General features: G+C 43.5%; 17 protein-coding genes. 7 read left to right on the forward strand and 10 right to left on the reverse strand.

The annotated features are described in order from the left end of the window. Window positions 1-39 precede the first annotated feature (39 nt). Window positions 40-606 (forward strand): inosine/xanthosine triphosphatase, encoded by a 567-nt coding sequence (gene yjjX, locus GDK41_RS15055; protein ID WP_152087179.1) that lies wholly within the window; start codon window positions 40-42, stop codon window positions 604-606. Continuing rightward, entirely contained in the window at window positions 596-1,276 is a 681-nt protein-coding gene (gene yjjG / locus GDK41_RS15060; RefSeq protein ID WP_172971627.1) for a pyrimidine 5'-nucleotidase, read from the forward strand. Before yjjX ends, yjjG begins: the two co-directional genes overlap by 11 nt. 59 nt (window positions 1,277-1,335) lie before the next feature. Here yjjG and rlmB read toward each other — a convergent pair whose 3' ends face one another. Both rlmB and rnr read right to left on the reverse strand, forming a co-directional pair. Further along, window positions 1,336-2,079 carry a 23S rRNA (guanosine(2251)-2'-O)-methyltransferase RlmB gene (rlmB, locus tag GDK41_RS15065; protein WP_152087181.1) on the reverse strand — a complete coding sequence of 248 codons (744 nt, stop codon included), beginning with the start codon at window positions 2,077-2,079 and terminating at the stop codon, window positions 1,336-1,338. A 3-nt stretch (window positions 2,080-2,082) separates the two neighbouring features. Continuing rightward, window positions 2,083-4,566 (reverse strand): ribonuclease R, encoded by a 2,484-nt coding sequence (rnr, locus tag GDK41_RS15070; RefSeq protein WP_152087182.1) that lies wholly within the window; start codon window positions 4,564-4,566, stop codon window positions 2,083-2,085. 412 nt (window positions 4,567-4,978) lie between these two features. Here rnr and GDK41_RS15075 point away from each other — a divergent pair, with 412 nt between their 5' ends. From GDK41_RS15075 to GDK41_RS15085, 3 genes are all read left to right on the forward strand, one after another. Beyond that, complete coding sequence (locus GDK41_RS15075; protein WP_152087183.1) at window positions 4,979-5,875, forward strand: DMT family transporter; 897 nt, start codon at window positions 4,979-4,981, stop codon at window positions 5,873-5,875. Continuing rightward, the gene (locus tag GDK41_RS15080; protein ID WP_152087184.1) at window positions 5,841-6,536 is read left to right on the forward strand and encodes a glycerophosphodiester phosphodiesterase; all 696 of its coding nucleotides are present in this window, start codon (window positions 5,841-5,843) and stop codon (window positions 6,534-6,536) included. The genes GDK41_RS15075 and GDK41_RS15080 overlap by 35 nt, the downstream gene beginning before the upstream one ends. 117 nt (window positions 6,537-6,653) lie before the next feature. After that, the gene (locus GDK41_RS15085; protein ID WP_172971658.1) at window positions 6,654-7,871 is read left to right on the forward strand and encodes a methyl-accepting chemotaxis protein; all 1,218 of its coding nucleotides are present in this window, start codon (window positions 6,654-6,656) and stop codon (window positions 7,869-7,871) included. A 21-nt stretch (window positions 7,872-7,892) separates the two neighbouring features. On the opposite strand, the gene epmA is transcribed toward GDK41_RS15085, so the two are convergent. Together epmA and efp are read right to left on the reverse strand one after the other, a co-directional pair. After that, entirely contained in the window at window positions 7,893-8,867 is a 975-nt protein-coding gene (epmA, locus tag GDK41_RS15090; RefSeq protein WP_152087185.1) for an elongation factor P--(R)-beta-lysine ligase, read from the reverse strand. A gap of 94 nt (window positions 8,868-8,961) precedes the next feature. Further along, window positions 8,962-9,528, reverse strand: coding sequence for an elongation factor P (gene efp / locus GDK41_RS15095; RefSeq protein ID WP_152087186.1), 567 nt, complete (start codon window positions 9,526-9,528; stop codon window positions 8,962-8,964). A gap of 41 nt (window positions 9,529-9,569) precedes the next feature. Here efp and epmB point away from each other — a divergent pair, with 41 nt between their 5' ends. Further along, the gene (epmB, locus tag GDK41_RS15100) at window positions 9,570-10,583 is read left to right on the forward strand and encodes an EF-P beta-lysylation protein EpmB (RefSeq protein WP_152087187.1); all 1,014 of its coding nucleotides are present in this window, start codon (window positions 9,570-9,572) and stop codon (window positions 10,581-10,583) included. A gap of 20 nt (window positions 10,584-10,603) precedes the next feature. On the opposite strand, the gene GDK41_RS15105 is transcribed toward epmB, so the two are convergent. Beyond that, window positions 10,604-10,813, reverse strand: a complete 210-nt coding sequence (locus GDK41_RS15105) for a hypothetical protein (RefSeq protein ID WP_152087188.1) — start codon at window positions 10,811-10,813, stop codon at window positions 10,604-10,606. A gap of 71 nt (window positions 10,814-10,884) precedes the next feature. Here GDK41_RS15105 and GDK41_RS15110 point away from each other — a divergent pair, with 71 nt between their 5' ends. Further along, window positions 10,885-11,178, forward strand: coding sequence for a prephenate dehydrogenase (locus tag GDK41_RS15110; RefSeq protein WP_152087189.1), 294 nt, complete (start codon window positions 10,885-10,887; stop codon window positions 11,176-11,178). 46 nt (window positions 11,179-11,224) lie between these two features. Here GDK41_RS15110 and GDK41_RS15115 read toward each other — a convergent pair whose 3' ends face one another. The 5 genes from GDK41_RS15115 to GDK41_RS15135 form a co-directional block, all read right to left on the reverse strand. Continuing rightward, the gene (locus tag GDK41_RS15115) at window positions 11,225-11,707 is read right to left on the reverse strand and encodes a DUF3016 domain-containing protein (RefSeq protein WP_232056474.1); all 483 of its coding nucleotides are present in this window, start codon (window positions 11,705-11,707) and stop codon (window positions 11,225-11,227) included. A 102-nt stretch (window positions 11,708-11,809) separates the two neighbouring features. Further along, a complete protein-coding gene (locus GDK41_RS15120) occupies window positions 11,810-14,881 on the reverse strand; it encodes an efflux RND transporter permease subunit (RefSeq protein ID WP_152087190.1) in 3,072 nt (1,023 codons plus the stop codon). Next, complete coding sequence (locus GDK41_RS15125) at window positions 14,878-15,945, reverse strand: efflux RND transporter periplasmic adaptor subunit (RefSeq protein ID WP_152087191.1); 1,068 nt, start codon at window positions 15,943-15,945, stop codon at window positions 14,878-14,880. Before GDK41_RS15125 ends, GDK41_RS15120 begins: the two co-directional genes overlap by 4 nt. A gap of 336 nt (window positions 15,946-16,281) precedes the next feature. Then, the gene (locus GDK41_RS15130) at window positions 16,282-17,322 is read right to left on the reverse strand and encodes a S66 family peptidase (RefSeq protein WP_152087192.1); all 1,041 of its coding nucleotides are present in this window, start codon (window positions 17,320-17,322) and stop codon (window positions 16,282-16,284) included. A 9-nt stretch (window positions 17,323-17,331) separates the two neighbouring features. Beyond that, complete coding sequence (locus GDK41_RS15135; RefSeq protein WP_152087193.1) at window positions 17,332-17,772, reverse strand: hypothetical protein; 441 nt, start codon at window positions 17,770-17,772, stop codon at window positions 17,332-17,334. Between the last annotated feature and the right edge of the window lie 99 nt (window positions 17,773-17,871).

The raw sequence follows: 17,871 nt of genomic DNA on the forward strand, positions 1-17,871 counted from the left end.
AACTAGTGCCCCTCTTTTTGCCGCAGTTGGAGGCGATTCATGGCCTTATCAAACATCATTAAAGTGCTAGTGGGTTCGCAAAACCCTGTCAAAATAAATGCTGCTAAAAGCGTGATCGCACGCTATTTCCCTAACCATCAGATTGATTGCCAAGGAGTACATGCCCCAAGTGGAGTGCCTGAACAACCTTTGGGAGAAGATGAAACTCGTATTGGCGCGCAAAATCGCGTCTCGCACCTACAAGCGCACCATCATGCAGACTTTTACTGTGCAATGGAGGGTGGCGCACACCAGTTTAGTTATGGTCCTGCCACATTTGCCTATGTGGTTATCGCCAATGATCAACACACCAGTGTCAACCGCAGCAGTAATTTACCCTTACCACAGCCGATTTATGATGCGCTGGTTGCAGGTGAGGAGCTAGGTCCGGTAATGGATAAAGTCTTCAACACCGAAAATATCAAACAAAAAGGCGGAGCGATTGGGCTGCTCACCAACCATGTCGCAACACGTGAAAGCACATACACCCAAGCGCTAACACTTGCTATGGCGCCATTTTTACACCCCAACTTATATAAGCACCAAAAGGCCTGTGATGAAGTATAGCCATATCCTGTTTGATGCCGATGAAACTCTGTTTAGCTTTAACGCCTTTTTAGGGCTGAAAAAATTATTTGCTCAATATGGCGTGGACTTTACCGAGCAAGATCACAATGAATACCAGCAGGTAAACGCCCCGCTATGGCTTGACTATCAAGCCGGTAGAATTGACGCCCAGACTCTACAAATTACGCGTTTTTCAAAGTGGGCTGAACGACTTACCGTGCCAGCCATCGAACTTAACGCAGGCTTTTTAGAGTCAATGGCGAGCATATGTGAACCCCTGCCTGGTGCTAGAAGCTTGCTAAAACATCTAAAAGGTAAAGCACACTTGGGCATTATCACCAATGGCTTTGCTGCCTTACAAGAAAAAAGGCTTGCCCACACCGGCTTAAGTGACTGTTTTGACTGCGTGGTGATTTCTGAATTAGTGGGCACAGCCAAACCCGACCCGTTTATTTTTGCTCATACCCTATCTTTGCTTGGCAACCCTGATAAAAGCAAAGTACTCATGGTAGGCGATACACCAAGCAGTGATATTTTAGGGGCGAATAAATTTGGTATTGATAGCTGTTGGCTACAGCACCCTGATAAAACTTGCCCTGAAGGCGTTAAGCCAACCTACACCGTGCAATCTTTACAAGAACTAGAAGCAATTCTTGGCACGGACCATTAAAACGCAAAAAGCGCAGACAATTTCTGCGCTTTTGCATATGTATCTGTGGTGACCCGTTATTATTGCAAAGCGTTACGCTGGCGTAATACTTCAAATAAACAAATACCCGTTGCCACTGAAACATTCAAACTTGATACCGTGCCTACCATCGGAATTTTCACTAGCACATCACAATGCTCACGCGTTAAACGACGCATGCCATCGCCTTCAGCCCCCATCACTATCGCGATTGGTCCTGTTAGGTTGGCATCAAAAACTCCTGTGTCGGTTTCACCAGCTGTGCCTGCAACCCACACACCCGCTTCTTTGATATCACGTAATGTGCGAGCAAGGTTAGTTACTTGAATAAGCGGAACCGTTTCGGCAGCCCCACACGCAACCTTTCGAGCTGTACCATTAAGCTTTGCTGATTTGTCTTTTGGCACAATGACCGCGTGTGCCCCCGCCGCATCTGCACTTCGTAAACAAGCGCCGAGGTTATGTGGATCGGTCACGCCATCGAGCACTAAAAAGAACGGGGTTGTTTCACGCGCGATGATCTCATCTAAATCTTTTTCGTTGTAAGTTCTGGCAGCTTTTACATTGGCAATAATACCTTGGTGTTGCTCGCCTTTAGCTTTGTTATCCAGTGCCTTTCTTTGCATAAACTGCACCGAAATACCGAACTTTCGAGCTTCATTGATCAACGGATTCAAGCGTTTATCTTCACGACCTTTAAGCGCATAAATTTCTAAAAAGCGCTCAGGTTCTTTGCCCAAAATGGCTTCGATAGAATGAAAGCCAAAAATTAATTCGTTACTCACTTTTTATGCTCCAGAGCTATTATTCTGTGTTTTACGGGCATTTTTACCAGGGCGTTTTGCCTTCACTTTTTTACCCTTGGTTTTTGACTGGCCTTTTTTCGGCGCAACACCCGCTTTTTTAGCTTTTTTCACTTTGCCTTTAGGGGTCGTCTTTTTACCCTTTTTTGGCTTACGTTCTTCTTTCTTCTCGCCTTGCTCAGCCTCTTTTTTACCAGGTATTTTACCTGCTTTGAGCTGCGCTCTCACACTTTGTGGCGCAGGCCTTGCTTGTGATTTCACTGACTGATTGCGACGCCGTGCGTATCTATCTGGAAGTTGCTCACCCGCCATAGCTAGATTGATACGTCGCTCATCTAAGCTTACAGACGCCACGACAACCTTCAGTTTATCGCCTAAACGATAGACTTGCCGACTGTGCTCTCCTACCAAGCAATGTTTGGCACCATCGTAGTGAAAGTACTCTTGACCTAAGCTAGAAATATGGATCATGCCATCAATTTGCAAGTCATCTAAGCGTACAAACAAACCAAAGTTTGTCACAGAAGACACCACACCGCTAAATTCATCACCCACATGATCTTGCATGAATTCGCATTTTAGCCAATCCGCAACTTCACGGGTCGCATCATCAGCACGACGCTCAGTGGTTGAACACTGCTCACCAAGCTGGTCCACCTCATCAGTGTCATACACATATGCACCTGATGTTTTTTGACCTTGAGTATCTAAAATACCTTTGATGGCTCTGTGTACTACTAAATCAGGGTAACGACGAATCGGTGATGTAAAGTGTGCATACGCATCAAGCGCTAAACCATAGTGACCGATGTTATCAGGCTGATATACTGCTTGCTTCATTGAGCGCAGTAGCATGGTTTGAATTAACTCTTGTTCTGGGCGTTCGCCCAATGAGTTGAGCGCCTCGGTCAACTCTAACGGTGACGGGTCGTTTGGTAATAAACTCTCAATACCCAAGTCATTTAAAAACTGCCTGAAATGACTCAGCTTTTCTTGATCTGGTTCGTCGTGCACTCGATACAACGCACTGGCTTCATGCTTTTCAAGCAACTTCGCTGCAGAGACATTAGCTAAGATCATGCACTCTTCAATTAGCTTGTGCGCATCGTTACGTACCAAGGGCACAATCGACTCAATCTTACGATGGGCATTAAATACAAAACGTGTTTCAATCGTTTCAAACTCAATCGCACCACGAGTTTGCCTAGCTGATTTTAGCGCCATGTACATTTGCTGCAAATCAGTTAAATGTGGCACTAACTGCGCGTATTGTTCGCGTAAGTGTTCATCACCTTGCAAAATCCCATGCACTTTAGTGTAGGTCATTCGCGCATGCGAATTCATGATCGCCTCATAAAATCGATAGCCTGATAAACGGCCCGCATCAGAGACGGTCATTTCAGCCACCATACACAAGCGGTCTACTTGCGGGTTGAGCGAACACAAGCCATTTGATAGCACCTTAGGTAACATGGGGATCACTTGCTCGGGGAAGTACACCGAGTTACCACGCTCTATGGCCTCTTTATCCAGCGGACTGCCTTTTGGCACATAGTGCGACACATCAGCGATAGCAACCCATAAACGCCAGCCACCTGACTTTTTACGCTCACAGTAAACTGCATCATCAAAGTCTCGGGCATCTTCACCGTCTATCGTTATCAATGGTAAGTCACGCAAATCTATACGCCCGAGCTTATCCGCTTCTTCAACTTCTTCACCGTGGCGAGCAACTTGATCAAGTACTGCTTGTGGCCAAACATGGGGAATATCGTGATTTCGCAAAGCAACTTCAATTTCCATACCGGGCGCCATATGCTCTCCGAGTACTTCTGTTACTTTACCCACTGCGTTCATATGCCTTGTGGGGCTTTGGGTTATTTGTATTTGCACCATTTGATTGTGGCGCGCGCCATTTTCACTGCCCGGCAAAATGATAATATCTTGCGTGATACGCGGATCTTCTGGCACCACAACCGCCGTACCGTACTCGACAAAGTAACGGCCAACCAACGGTGCCCGCTCGTTCTCTAACACACGCACTATACGCGCTTCTACCTTACCGCCAGAGCCTCGACTCGCCGCTTTCGCCAGTACGATGTCACCATGTAATACACCGTTCATTTGATGCTTGGCAATAAACCAATCTTTAGGCTCACCCTCAACGGCCAAAAAGCCAAAACCATCTCGATGACCTATAACCCGACCTTTAACCAAACCATCATCCGTTGGAATGACGTAGCGTTTAAATTTATTGAAGTGCAGTTGTCCATCACGCTCCATGGCGCGCAAACGACGTTTAAACGCCACTTGACGTTCATCATCTAACACATTGAGGCTATTGCAGAGTTGACTAAAAGTCGTCGCTTTATCGGCAGCTTTGATATGCTCTAAAATAAACTCGCGACTGGGTACTGGGTTTTCGTATTTGTCTTTCTCTCGACTGAGATAAGGATCCTGTTTTGACATTCACTAACTTGTTAATTGAGTTATGTTGTTATTTTAACCCAAAAGCCGAAAATGAGACAGCTCAACAGAGTGAAAGTTTTATTTACGCTAACGCGGCACTAATATGCCTAATTTGACAGTTTTTTTTTACAGCCCCCCCTTTTGCCTAGCTATGCGAGTAGCATAGAGCGCATTCACCCCCTCTCATTTGGGTATCATGGGAAAAAAGTAAAAAACAGCAAATATCAGTGCCCACATCCCAATCTTTCGTTCTTTGTGCTGCAAAAAGTGGGTATTGTGATACATGAAAGTTTGCATAATGACTGATTTCGTTGAACTTATTCAAATAGCTTAATGTTTTTATGGCGGCTATTTCAGTGACAAATGTCAACATGCTACACTGGCATTCTTAAAAACGACAATAAAGTAACTCATGCGAGCTGAACAAACCTCTCTTTTGTACCTCCACATTGCTGTACTACTTTTTGGGGGGACTGCACTGTTTTCTAAACTCATTGATCTATCAGCATTGGACATAACCGTTTATCGCACTGCTGTCGCCTTTATCGTCTTGGCTTTACTATTAAAGTTGATGGGCAAACCTCTGCGTTTAGCGCGCCCCAAAGATTACTTCATCGCGATACTACTTGGTGTTGTGGTGGGCTTGCATTGGGTGACTTACTTTGCAGGTATGCAAATGGCAGGAATAGCCACAGGGATCATTGCCTTTTTTACCTACCCAGTTATTACTGTCTTTCTAGAGCCTTTATTTACTAAACAAAAAATCAAAAACAAAGATATTATAAGTGCGGCCGTGGTAATGCTGGGTATCTATCTACTTATTCCTGAGGCTAACCTTGGAAACCAGGTCACTTTGGGTATTATTACAGGCGTCAGTTCAGGCGCTTTATTTGCGCTACGTAATTTATTGCAAAAACGCTTTTTTGTCACTTACAGTGGGCCTCATACCATGTTTTACCAAACATTGACGGCCTGTGTAATGTTAGCTGTTTTTGTAGAGGTCCCGCCAACACAGCTGCCAAGCCAAGATGTTTATTATATTTTACTCGCAGGTGCTGTATTTACGGCAATTCCTCACGCTTTGTTTGCTAGCAGCTTAAAGCACTTATCGGCGACCACCGCTGGATTAATTTCTTGCTTACAGCCCTTGTATGGGACGCTTTTGGCCTTTATGCTGTTGGCAGAAAAACCAACAATTATGACTCTCGTTGGCGGTTTGCTGGTGATCAGCGCTGCTTGTTTTGAAACTTGGTCTATCACAAGGAAAAAGCCCAATGCTAGTATTCGCTCATCGGGGAGCCAGCGGTAATTACCCTGAAAATACGCTCAGTGCCATTCAAGCAGCATTACAAGCTGACGTAGACGGTATTGAGCTAGACGTACAAAGCTGTGCTGATGATTATGCAATTGTGCACGACACGTGGCTGGATAGAACCACTAATGGCTCGGGCAAAGTTAACAAAACACCGCTTAAAGAAATACAAGCACTAGATGCGGGTAACGGTGAGTTTATTCCTAACTTGCAACAAGTGTTTGACGCCATAGGCCACAACACCATGATCAATTTAGAGCTAAAACATACTTTTAGTCTTGATCAGTTTGTTTCCTGTATTGAGCAAAATGTGCAGCAAGGTACATTTTCCCGAGAGCAATTACTGGTTTCATCATTTGATCATCATCAACTTGTGTGGTTAAAACAAAACATGCCATGGGTAAAAATTGGCGCCCTAACAGGCTCAATCCCACTGCAGTATGCAGAATTTGCACAGCGGTTGCATGCTTACAGCATTCATATCGATAAAAACTTTATAAATCATCAGTTTGTTGATGATGCAAAACAACGAGGACTAAAGGTATTCGCCTATACTGTCGATAAGCAACAAGATATCGAAGATATGCGAGCATTAGGCGTGGATGGCATTTTTAGTAATTTTCCTTGTTACGCAAAAATGATTTTATCTCGTTCTTAGCATATATTATTGATTAAAGAAGTATTTATGTTTTAACTGTTGCAATTCGATGATAGCCAGATGATCAGGGATGCAGCGTCTCAAAAGAGGACAAACATGGATAACCAAAAGCCAACAATGAGTCTGTACATGCGCCTATATAATCAAATTGAACAAAGCTTTTTTTATACCCTATCGAGAAAAATTTTCGGCAACCTCAGTTTTGTCTTTGCCTTTCAGGTGATCACTCTTGTCTGGCTGTATAGCGAACTGGATGCCAAAGATGACAGCCTCGGGTTATTTTGGTTAATGACTTTTGGTGCTGTTGGTGGTTTTGTCTTTACCCTTTTTTATATGCGCTATTTAATTGTCAGACCTGTGCGGGCGATGCGCGACAGCCTCCAACAAGCCAACCGCCAAGATGGTAACTTGAATGCCAAATTGCCAAAGTTCACTTATGATGAATTCAGAGAGTTAAGTGAGCAATACAATGCCTTCACCCAGCACCTACGAGAACTATTAGAAAAAACCTACGAAGGCGCGCAAACTGCTGCGACCAGTAATTATCAAGTCACGCATTCGATGCAACAAACAGCCGACTTTGGCGCTCAGCAAATTGATATGAGTGACTCTATCATTGCAGCCAGCGATCAAGTCACCCATAGCTTACAAAGCATTGTTGCCAATACTGATCAAGTCTACCAAGCAAATACCGAAAGCTTGCATTTTGTTCGAGGGTCATCACAGTCGTTGACTGCACTAGTTGATGAAGTAAAACAGATCACTGTACTACTTGGTAACTTTTCAAACACCGTATCGGGTTTAAAAGAGAACAGCGAAAATATTCGTAGCATTCTAAAAATGGTCGAGGAGTTTTCCGATCAGACGAACTTACTTGCGCTTAACGCCGCCATAGAAGCTGCGCGAGCAGGCGAAGCTGGGCGAGGCTTTGCTGTGGTGGCAGATGAAGTGCGCAGTCTCTCTGTAAAAGTGAACGATGCAACCCGCCAGATAAGTGATTTTATAAATCAAATGAACAGTTTAGTGGGTGAAACACATCGAGAGTCAGAGCAGCTAATTAGTCACTCTGAATCTGCTGAGCAAGCAATTAGTAAAACCTCTCAGGGCTTTACAGATATGAGCCATGACTTTGAGCGCAATCAAGCCCAACTGGAACAAATTGCCAGTGCCGTGCACCAACTAGAATCAACGCAAGCACATACCCATGAAACAGTGCAACAAATTGTTGCCCTTGCACAACAAGCTAAAACGCAAATTGATAGCGCATTGAACGATTGTCAGCGTGCTCAGCAACTCACAGAAACGACCCAACAAGAGCTACAAAGGTTTGTATAAGTTTTGCATTGGGAGCGAGCGCTAAGCTCGCTCCACACCAAATGTCAGTACATCACTAATACGGCTTTTGTTTAGTGCCAACATAATCAACCTATCAACACCTAGCGCCACGCCCGAACATTGCGGTAAACCATGTTGTAACGCCTCAATAAAACGCTGGTCAATCGCCACTTCTGATAAGCCCATTTGCACACGCAACTGGTTGTCTTGAGCAAAACGTGTTGCTTGCTCTTGAGCATCTGTCAGCTCATTGAAGCCATTGGCAAGCTCCATACCCTGATAATACAGTTCAAAACGCCCTGCAACACGTGAGTCAATGTCATCTAGCTTTGCCAGTGCCGCTTGTGAGGCAGGAAAGTGATACACAAAGCATGGCGCATCAATGCCTATTTTGGGTTCAATTTCCATACAAAACAGTAATTGTAGCAACGTATCAGGGTTACTCTCTTGGCTGGCAATATCACTGTAACCATGTTTGCTCGCACAAGATTTCAACTCATCAAGGCTTGCACTGAGTGGGTCAAGACCTAGCACATCAATAAAAACCTGCTGATAAGTAAGGCGCGTACAAGGTGCTGATTGCAAAATCAATTGTATCAGCTGTTCGATTTCATCCATTAGGGCATGCTCATCAAACCCAGGGCGATACCATTCCAACATAGTAAATTCGGGGTTATGGTGGCGCCCCGACTCTTCATTGCGAAATGCCTTTGCTAGTTGATAAATAGGCCCACTGCCTGCTGCCAATAACCTTTTCATCGCAAATTCTGGCGAAGTCTGTAGGTATAAATCCAGTCCATCCTGATTGCCAGGCCCAACAAAGCGGGTCTTAAAGCTTGCTAAGTGAACATCTGTTACACTGGCGCTACATAAGCTAGGTGTTTCCACTTCTAAGACGTTCTTACTCGCAAAAAAAGCTCTGATCTGCGCTAAGATCTCTGCCCGTTGCTTTAAAGTGGCAATGGCTGCGCTCGGAGCCCATAACTGCTGTGACATGCTGTTACTCTCGGATTGTTACTAAAACAAAAAGCCCAGCATTTAGCTGGACTTTTTAAACTCTATGCCGTTTCAATCAGGCACAAGTCATACGTTACTTAACGCGGCTTACGTACTCACCGTTGCGCGTGTCAACTTTGATCACTTCGCCGATTTGTACAAACAGTGGTACACGCACAACCGCACCAGTGCTTAGCGTCGCTGGTTTACCACCTGTACCCGCCGTATCACCTTTAAGGCCAGGATCAGTTTCAGTGATCTCTAGCTCTACAAAGTTAGGTGGTGTTACTGCGATAGGATTGCCGTTCCACAATGTGATTGTACATACATCGTTTTCAACTAACCATTTCACGTTGTCACCCACTGCTTTTTCATCAGCAGCAATTTGTTCAAACGTTTCGTTGTTCATAAAGTGCCAGAACTCACCATCGGTGTATAGATACGCTAAATCGGTATCCATAACGTCAGCGCCTTCTACAGAGTCACCAGATTTAAATGTTTTTTCTAACACTTTACCTGAGATCAATTTACGGATCTTTACACGGTTAAACGCTTGGCCTTTACCTGGTTTTACCATTTCGTTTTCTAAGATGGCACAAGGTTCGCCATCTAACATAATTTTTAAGCCGCCCTTGAACTCGTTGGTGCTATAATTCGCCATCGTATCCTCTAATCATCTTTTTTCGAGTAATAAACCTGCTAATGATACAAACAAATGAAGTAAATTTGCATAGTAACTGGCAAAAAGAATTGGCAAATGTAGTAACTTGCCCTCAAACCTTACTCAATATGTTGGGTTTAGAGGCGTATTTTGACACAAAAGATGTCGAAGCGAGACGTTTATTTCCACTGCGCGTACCACACGCCTTCATTAAAAAAATGCGCTATGGTGATAAAAACGATCCTTTGTTATTGCAAGTTATGCCTGTGCATCAAGAATTTTTAAGCAAAGCAGGCTTCAATAAAGACCCACTGCAAGAACAGCAAAGTGCCCAGCCTGGCGTGTTACACAAGTATCGTTCGCGCATTTTAGTGATGTTAAAAACCGGCTGTGCAGTAAACTGCCGATATTGTTTTCGCCGCCACTTCCCTTATCAAGAAAACCAACTTAACAAACGCACATTGCTAGATGTCGTCGAATACGTTAAACAACACCCTGAAATTAATGAGGTTATCTTAAGTGGTGGCGATCCGCTAATGGCCAAAGACGATGCGATTGCATGGCTTTTAGATCAGCTTGAACCTTTAACTCAGTTAAAACGCTTAAGAATTCATAGCCGTTTACCTGTCGTTATGCCATCACGTATCACCAGTAGCCTCTGCGCCCGCTTGGCTCAAAGCCGTTTGAAAGTTATTTTAGTTAACCACGTTAACCACGCTAACGAAATTGATGATGACTTTATTAACGCAATGAACAAGCTCAAGCAAGCACATGTCACTTTACTTAACCAAGCTGTTCTTCTAAAAGGGATTAATGATACTAGCGAAGCACAAATTACGTTGAGCGAAGCCCTATTTACCGCGGATATTCTGCCATATTACTTGCACTTGCTCGATAAAGTAGAAGGGGCGAGTCATTTTGATGTGTCGGAGACTAACGCGAAGCGTATTATGGCTGAACTGCTAGAAGCATTACCTGGCTTTTTGGTGCCTAAATTGGTAAGAGAAATCGGTGGCAAAGCAAGTAAGACACCGATTGATTTACAGCTTAATTAACAGCTAGTACAACGCAAGCGTTATACGTAGACGTTAATATTATTACCTAAACTTGCTGTGGTTGATTGTGCGGGACTTTGCGCAGCTGCGCTACTCCCAGCGGCTTCAATCAAAGCAAGTGCCGCCTTCCCTTCTGCTTGCTGCTGCTTTTTAGCTAAGTTAGCGCTGTATACTTCGCCACTTTGCCCCGCACCAGACATCACAGGCAGGTTATTTCCGGAAATATTCATAAGCGTTACCTGACTTTTTAGATGAATCCACGTAGACTATCGGCCGTTTCAACAATAACTTTAGGAAAAATATGCAAACGATCATTGAAAAATTAAATGAAAACCTAAAAGTTGTTTATCGTCAGTCACTTGATGCTGATACAAAATTAGATGAACTGCAGCAACAAGGCCATGGTAAGTTTAAAGCCTTATTTACCGAAGAAGCGGGGTTCAATTTTGAAGCGAAACGTTTTAAGCCCTATGTATTAGATGTTGCCGCTGATGTAAAAGCGTTGAGTGAGCAAGAGCAAATAGATGAAGAAAAGCTCAAAACCACCGTATTAAAACTGCAAAGCTTACTGCAGCTTTTGGCCACATTTAAGTGATTAAAACAGCGCACCCAAACACGATGCTCGGTGCGCTATAAAAGCTTTATCTTTTAACCGCGTTTACTATATGCGATGCAAACCACTGATCGAGCAAACGCTTTTCGTAATATAGCGCCCCCTGTCGGCCTGATTTTATTCTGTCTAGGAAACTCATGTCTTTAAGCTCCTCGGTAGCGCCTAACACTTGCAGCCCTTTATCATCAACCAAACTGTAACTAATCTCTAAGCGTGGGAAGTAAATATCTTTTACAACTCGCACATTATCCATATTAAAACGGGCTTCACCCGCAAGGTCGATATCGTTAAAAGTCACGTCTAGTTTGTAGCCTGCAGGCAGTTCTTCCGCAAGCTTAACAATATGCTTTTCAAATTGTTTGGCTAAGCGCTTATGAAAGGCACCTTTAACTTCATTGGAAGGATATACATCACGGTAATCGTTAAAATCTTTAAAATGTACTTGTCCCTCACCTGCCCATACACTCGAGGTAAATAATAAACACATTGCCAATGTAATCGCCTTTTGCATACCAAGTCTCCTCATGTTCTTTGTCATTTTTTAATCTAACCAACAATCCTTGTTTTGTCTGTAAGGTTTACGCACTTTTACATCTTTTCGCAAACATGCAAATTAGCTCTGAGCCTTGTTATGTGAAATACCAAACAACAGTGCATACAACACAGGCACCACGCCTAACGTTAATATGGTTGAAAACAGTAGCCCGCCCATAATGCTTAATGCCATAGGCTCCCACATTTCACCACCACCAAAATACAAAGGCAATAAACCAAGTACCGTTGTTGCGGTTGTCAATAGAATAGGCCGCATACGTGCTTGTGCAGCCATGATAATGGCCTCGACTGGTTCATCGGGGGCGTTATCTAATTCCGTTTTGATCCGCTCAAGTAAAACAATGGCATTGTTTATTACAATACCAGCCAATGAGATCACGCCCAGTAGCGTCATAAAACCAAAAAATGACTGCCCTATAAATAGACCGACAACCACACCAATAAATCCCAAAGGAATTGTGACCAGCACCAGTAATGTTTTACGAATTGAATTAAATTGTGCCACCAGCAGTAGCACAATAATTAGTACAGCAATGGGGAGCTTTTGAGCTATAGATTGATTGGCTTTACCTGAAGATTCGGCTTCCCCGCCTAACTCAAACGTATACCCAAATGGCCACTCCTGCTGCTGCGTTTCAAGCCAAGGTGTCAGCTCTGCAAACCCTTCACTTGCAGTGATCCCCTCTATTTGCGCGCCAATTACAACGGCTTTAACACGATCTCGACGAAATATTTGCGCACTTTCCCACACCACATCAACATCGGCAACCTGCTGTAGAGGTACCGAGTTTCCCGATGATTGTGAGTAAACAGCCATCGCTTTAAGCTTCGCAATATCTTGTCTATCTGATGCTACAGAGCGCAAGATCACCGGGATTGTATCTTCTTTCTCTCGATACTGAGTCAACTCCAACCCACTTAACCCGGTTTGCAGCGAGGTAGCAATATCTTCACTTGATACACCAGCTCTGCGCGCTCGTGCTTGATCAATATTGATCTCAAGCTTTTTAATAGGTAACCCCCAGTCATCACTGATCGCTTTTAAACCTGAGGTTTCGCGCATTTTTTCTTTTACCTGCTTCGCTATCTCCATCACTTTTTGCTCGTCTTCTCCTAAGATACGTACCTCAACTGGATTATTAATCGCGGCACCATTTTCAATCTTACGTTGTTTGAGCAACAGATCCGGATACTGTTGCAGTGCATAGCTTTCTATTTTATCCATCATGTCATCGATTAACATGTAAGAAGTCACCGACACCACCATCAGGGCATAATTTGAACTACTCGGTTCTGGATTATGACTAAGTAAAAAACGAGGACCACCGTTACCTATATAGGTTACCCACTTAGTGACCCCTTTATCTCTTTTGTCACCAATTAAAAGCTGCTCCGCAATGTACTGCTCAAGATCTTTAACTAGAGTTTCAGTTGCGTCTAGACGAGTGCCTACAGGAAGCTCAAGTTCAACTTTAAAGTAGCTCCTATCTGATGGTGGAAAAAATAACTTAGGAATAAACTGCAAAGCTTGAATCGCAAGAACAAACATCACGACACAGGCACCAACTGTCAACCAGCGGTGCTGCATTAAAGTACCCAATACAGCCCGATAACTTTGATAAACCGCACCACTAAATGCCTGCTGTTGAGCAGATTTAACTTTCACAAAGTAAACACACAACATCGGGATCATCGTCAGTGCTAGCAGCCATGAACACAACAAAGTTATAGTAACCACTTTAAATAACGAGGCGGTATATTCACCCGTGGCAGATTCGGCTAAAAAGATAGGTAAAAATGCCGCACCTGTTGTCAACGAAGAGACTAACAAGGGCACTTTGAGCTCTTGAGCAGAGTCGATAGCAGCCTGGGATGCCGGCTTTCCTTGCTCCATCTGAACCATGATGTTTTCAGACATCACGATGCCATTATCAACCAACATACCCAGCGCAATAATCAGCGCCGCCAAAGAAATTTGGTCGATACTGATATCAAAAAACGACATCACTAAAATACCAAACACCATACTCATAGGTATCAAACTTGCTACCACAAACCCGGTACGCAACCCTAGCGTAAATAACATCACCACAGTCACAACCAGAACAGCTTGTACTAAATTTGCAATGAAATCGTTAACCTTCTTATCGACTTCTTCTGGTAAAAACGACAATAGCTTAAATTCAACCCCAATGGGATAAACACTTTCTAAACGCGCCAATGCTTGCTTTACTTGCTTCCCTAACTCGAGGTTATTTCCTCCTTTGCGCATGGCAATGCCAATCGTCAACCCTTCTTCTGTTCCTACCCTAACTTTAGATTTGGCTGGTTCAATATGATCACGATATACCTTTGCAATATCAGACAGTAACATGACCTGTTCACTACCAGGAACGTTAATGATGGTATTGGCAATTTCAGTTACTGACTCAAAATTACCGCTGGGCTCCACAACCAGCGTTTCATCACCGACATACAGTGAACCGCCAGGATTTACAATGTTACGCGCTGCTAGCTGCTGTTGTAAGATCCCCGCTGACAATTCCAGTGCTGCTAAACGGCTATTTTCGAATTCAATAAATACCCGCTGCGCTTGTGTACCATACACTTCTACTTTTGCAGCATCTGGTAAACGTAATAGCGCGTCGCGAGCTTGCTCTGCAACTTCTTCCATTTCTCTGTGGCTGTACCCCTCGGCAGTTAGACCAATAACAATGCCAAACACATCACCAAACTCATCGTTTACTATCGGCCTTTGTGTACCTTTAGGAAGATCCGCCTCAATACTTTGTACTTTGCGCCGTAAGTTATCCCAAATAGGGCGCATCTCTTTATAGCGCTCCTTAATGTTCACGCTTACAATCGATACCCCCGTTTTTGAGGTACTCGAGACAAAATCTAACTCAGGGATCTGCTGTGCGACCTTTTCTATTTGGTCAGTTACCAATTCTTCTACCCGTTGAGGGCTTGCACCCGGGAAATACGTTACAACTTGCGCCGTACGAATAATAAAACCAGGATCATAGTCTTTAGGCATTTTGTTAAACGCCAGTATCCCAAAAACGAGCATGGCAATGATGACAACCCATGCTGTGCGACTGTTTTCTAGCGCCAATCGAGTAATGTTCACGCGTCGCCTCCAGAAAACTTCACTAGTTGCCCATCGCTCACTTTACTCATACCCGCTGAAACAACCTGCTCACCAACAGAAACACCACTTAATATTTGAAAGCCATACTCGGTCATTTCACCTATCTGCACGGCTGTTTTTACAATTTTTCCTTTGTGTTTTTCTACCTGCTCAACCGTCCAAACAAAATGTCCAAGCTCGTCTTTCAATACCGTTTTTACTGGTAAATAAATCGCTTGATGCGCGGCACTTAACTGGCTAGCAAAAACCTTTGCTGACATACCTGGCAAGATATTGTAATCAGATGGTGGGCCCATACTTAACGTCACTTCGTAAGTGTTAGTGACTTCATTCGCTTTTGTGCTTACCTCAACAAAACTTAATGGAAAACGCCTGCCTTCTATCGAAGAAAATTGAGCATATACTTGCTTGGGTGCGTCTTTGGAGACATTGATCATGACACTTTCAGGCACATTGACCTTGATATTAATCGTTTTAATATCTTGTAATGTGGCAATCGGTTGCTTCGCCTGCACCTCTTCAAAAGGCTCTATTTGTGTGCGCGCCACAACGCCATCAAAAGAGGCGTGCAGCGTTGTGTAGTCTAAGTTATTTTTAGCGGTCGCCAATTGATTTTTAGCGCTAGAATATTGCAGTTTCAGTTGGTCATAATCCGCCTTTGATATAGTGCCCGTTTTGAGCAGTTTTTCTGCTCTACCAAAATCAGCATTGGCTTTTTCAAACGACGCTTTTGCCTCATCTAAAGCGAGTTTATAGTCGGTATCATCTAACACCGCTATCACATCTCCTTTTTTGACATCTTGTCCTTGTTTAACCAGTAATTGGCTTACTTCTCCTGCAACTTTAAACGATAGCTGTGCCGAGTTAGCCGCATCAACCACTCCCGGAAACTCCTGCACAGGGCCTGTTTGAAAGGTACTTACGGTTAAGGTTCTAACAGGTCTTAGTTGAGGCGGTTTTTCGTTGGTTGCTTCATTCGGCGAACAACCGATGAGTAATACACAAGTAAACAGAGTGGGTAAGTAAAAACGAAAAAAGGCCATTATAAACTCCTGTCTTGATTGGCTAGCTAACGGTGTAATTTCAAACTCAAAGTAATCATAGTCTAGAAAATACAAATACATGCAGGCATAGATGGTTAATTTGCACTCAATAGATGACAGGTTTATCGGCTAACATGATGAAAAGCAAACAATAGCTGAAGCTAGGTAAGACTCAATCATTGCTATGGCAGCTACTGAATCAAATGCACAGGCAGAGTAATTTTGTGTGCCGGGTTATAACCGTTAGGACAGGAAGGTATGTATGTATGTATGTATGTATGTATGTATGTATGTATGTAAGCGATAAACCACCATTAACCGTATCGCTCGACATCATTATACGAGGCGCTGCTTGATTTGGCCCAAGCCATTACTAACGGATACTTTAGCATCAGCGCCATTAAATAAGACTAGATTTGGAGGTAAGTGACCAATATCGACATCATATATAACAGGAATATTGATATGACCAAGCACATCATCCAAAGCCTGCTGTGATGAGATCTCTTTGCCACAATTGTGCGTCACGGCATTGCGACCTATCAATAAACCGTTGATCTGCTCAAATACGCCCTTAAATTTCAAACTCAGCAAAGCGCGTTTAAATGCGGTTGGAGAAAGCTCGGCATTTTCGATATATAAAATAATGCCCTCTGGCGAAAAACATTGCTTCAAATGATCTAAATCCAAATACTCGCTGCCCAATAAGTATTGCAAAGTATCTAAACACCCACCAATCAATCGCCCTTGAATAGTAACGTTTGTATTTGCTGGGTAAGTTTTCCACTCAGTTTGCTCGGTGACATTTAATAAACTATTTGGATGGCTTGCAAATGACTCCCCCTGAAGCTGGTAGCCACTCGAGGCTTGCTGCTCACAGATGTAGCCTTTTTGCGCGCGCGATAAGTGCAGCAATGTTTGCCGCGTTAATATATCCGTTTCATCAGCATGAAGCTGCATCAGATTTGCGCAGTGGGCACTTGACCAGCCAAGTTTATTCATCAGCACTAGCTGCACGGTACTTATGTCTGAAAAGCCAAACACCCATTTCGGTTTAGCCGCTTTTAAGCGTGCAAAATCTAACAGCGGCAAAATTTCCATCGCAAATTCTCCGCCCCAAGGGGCGGCAATGGCGTTGATGCTGTCGTCACATAAAAATGCCATCAGCTCTGCTGCTCTTTGCTGTGCGCTCGCACTGACATGCTTAACATTGTCACGCAAACACTCACCTTCAAGCACCTCAAAGCCGCAATTTCGCAAATGACTTAACACAAGATCCAAACGGGGATGAAACTCTTTGCGCACACCACTAGAGAACGCGGTCACCGCAATTGTGCTGCCGGGTTTCAATGCTTTGGGGTAAATTAGCTGATCCATACCCGTATGCTATTTCCAATATTCTATGATTTTAGATACTTTCGAGCCGTTAAATTCAAAAACGCTAAGGTGATTTTCCAGCGTCCCCTCACGCTCTTGTTGGCGTTCTACCGATACTGCATCATGCCCCACGATCATACTCATGATCTTATATCGTGGTGTAGTTCGGTTGTAATTACCTTCTTTTAGAAATTTGACGTAGTTGTTATACAAATGCTGCCGTGAATACGTGCCACCGTAGACCTTATGCACATACTGAAAGTCATCAGTAAAATTGGCAAATAGTGCATCAACCTCTGATACTTTGGAATCTTTCATTAAAATAGCATTTTGCAGGATATTGATAGCTTTGACTCGTTCTTCAAGCTGCGCTTTTGAGAGGCTTTCAGTTTCTGTTGCCTGTACCATCAGCGCAAACATAGCCAAAAACCCCATTAATATATGTTTCATCTCTATATCCCTTTATTATTTTATTTTTAGCAAGATAACGAAAAGCAATATGCACAACAACTACGTTTTGTAAGTATATGTGAATTGAAACATTCCAGT

The organism is Pseudoalteromonas sp. A25 (genome assembly GCF_009176705.1).
Taxonomy (GTDB): domain Bacteria; phylum Pseudomonadota; class Gammaproteobacteria; order Enterobacterales; family Alteromonadaceae; genus Pseudoalteromonas.

Excerpts from the sequence above, each read along its gene's own strand:
- yjjX (WP_152087179.1), top strand. The coding sequence starts at position 40 with ATGGCCTTATCAAACATCATTAAAGTGCTAGTGGGTTCGCAAAACCCT.
- yjjG (WP_172971627.1), top strand. The coding sequence starts at position 596 with ATGAAGTATAGCCATATCCTGTTTGATGCCGATGAAACTCTGTTTAGC.
- rnr (WP_152087182.1), bottom strand. The coding sequence starts at position 4,566 with ATGTCAAAACAGGATCCTTATCTCAGTCGAGAGAAAGACAAATACGAA.
- GDK41_RS15075 (WP_152087183.1), top strand. The coding sequence starts at position 4,979 with ATGCGAGCTGAACAAACCTCTCTTTTGTACCTCCACATTGCTGTACTA.
- GDK41_RS15080 (WP_152087184.1), top strand. The coding sequence starts at position 5,841 with ATGCTAGTATTCGCTCATCGGGGAGCCAGCGGTAATTACCCTGAAAAT.
- GDK41_RS15085 (WP_172971658.1), top strand. The coding sequence starts at position 6,654 with ATGAGTCTGTACATGCGCCTATATAATCAAATTGAACAAAGCTTTTTT.
- epmA (WP_152087185.1), bottom strand. The coding sequence starts at position 8,867 with ATGTCACAGCAGTTATGGGCTCCGAGCGCAGCCATTGCCACTTTAAAG.
- efp (WP_152087186.1), bottom strand. The coding sequence starts at position 9,528 with ATGGCGAATTATAGCACCAACGAGTTCAAGGGCGGCTTAAAAATTATG.
- epmB (WP_152087187.1), top strand. The coding sequence starts at position 9,570 with ATGATACAAACAAATGAAGTAAATTTGCATAGTAACTGGCAAAAAGAA.
- GDK41_RS15105 (WP_152087188.1), bottom strand. The coding sequence starts at position 10,813 with ATGAATATTTCCGGAAATAACCTGCCTGTGATGTCTGGTGCGGGGCAA.
- GDK41_RS15110 (WP_152087189.1), top strand. The coding sequence starts at position 10,885 with ATGCAAACGATCATTGAAAAATTAAATGAAAACCTAAAAGTTGTTTAT.
- GDK41_RS15115 (WP_232056474.1), bottom strand. The coding sequence starts at position 11,707 with ATGCAAAAGGCGATTACATTGGCAATGTGTTTATTATTTACCTCGAGT.
- GDK41_RS15125 (WP_152087191.1), bottom strand. The coding sequence starts at position 15,945 with ATGGCCTTTTTTCGTTTTTACTTACCCACTCTGTTTACTTGTGTATTA.
- GDK41_RS15130 (WP_152087192.1), bottom strand. The coding sequence starts at position 17,322 with ATGGATCAGCTAATTTACCCCAAAGCATTGAAACCCGGCAGCACAATT.
- GDK41_RS15135 (WP_152087193.1), bottom strand. The coding sequence starts at position 17,772 with ATGAAACATATATTAATGGGGTTTTTGGCTATGTTTGCGCTGATGGTA.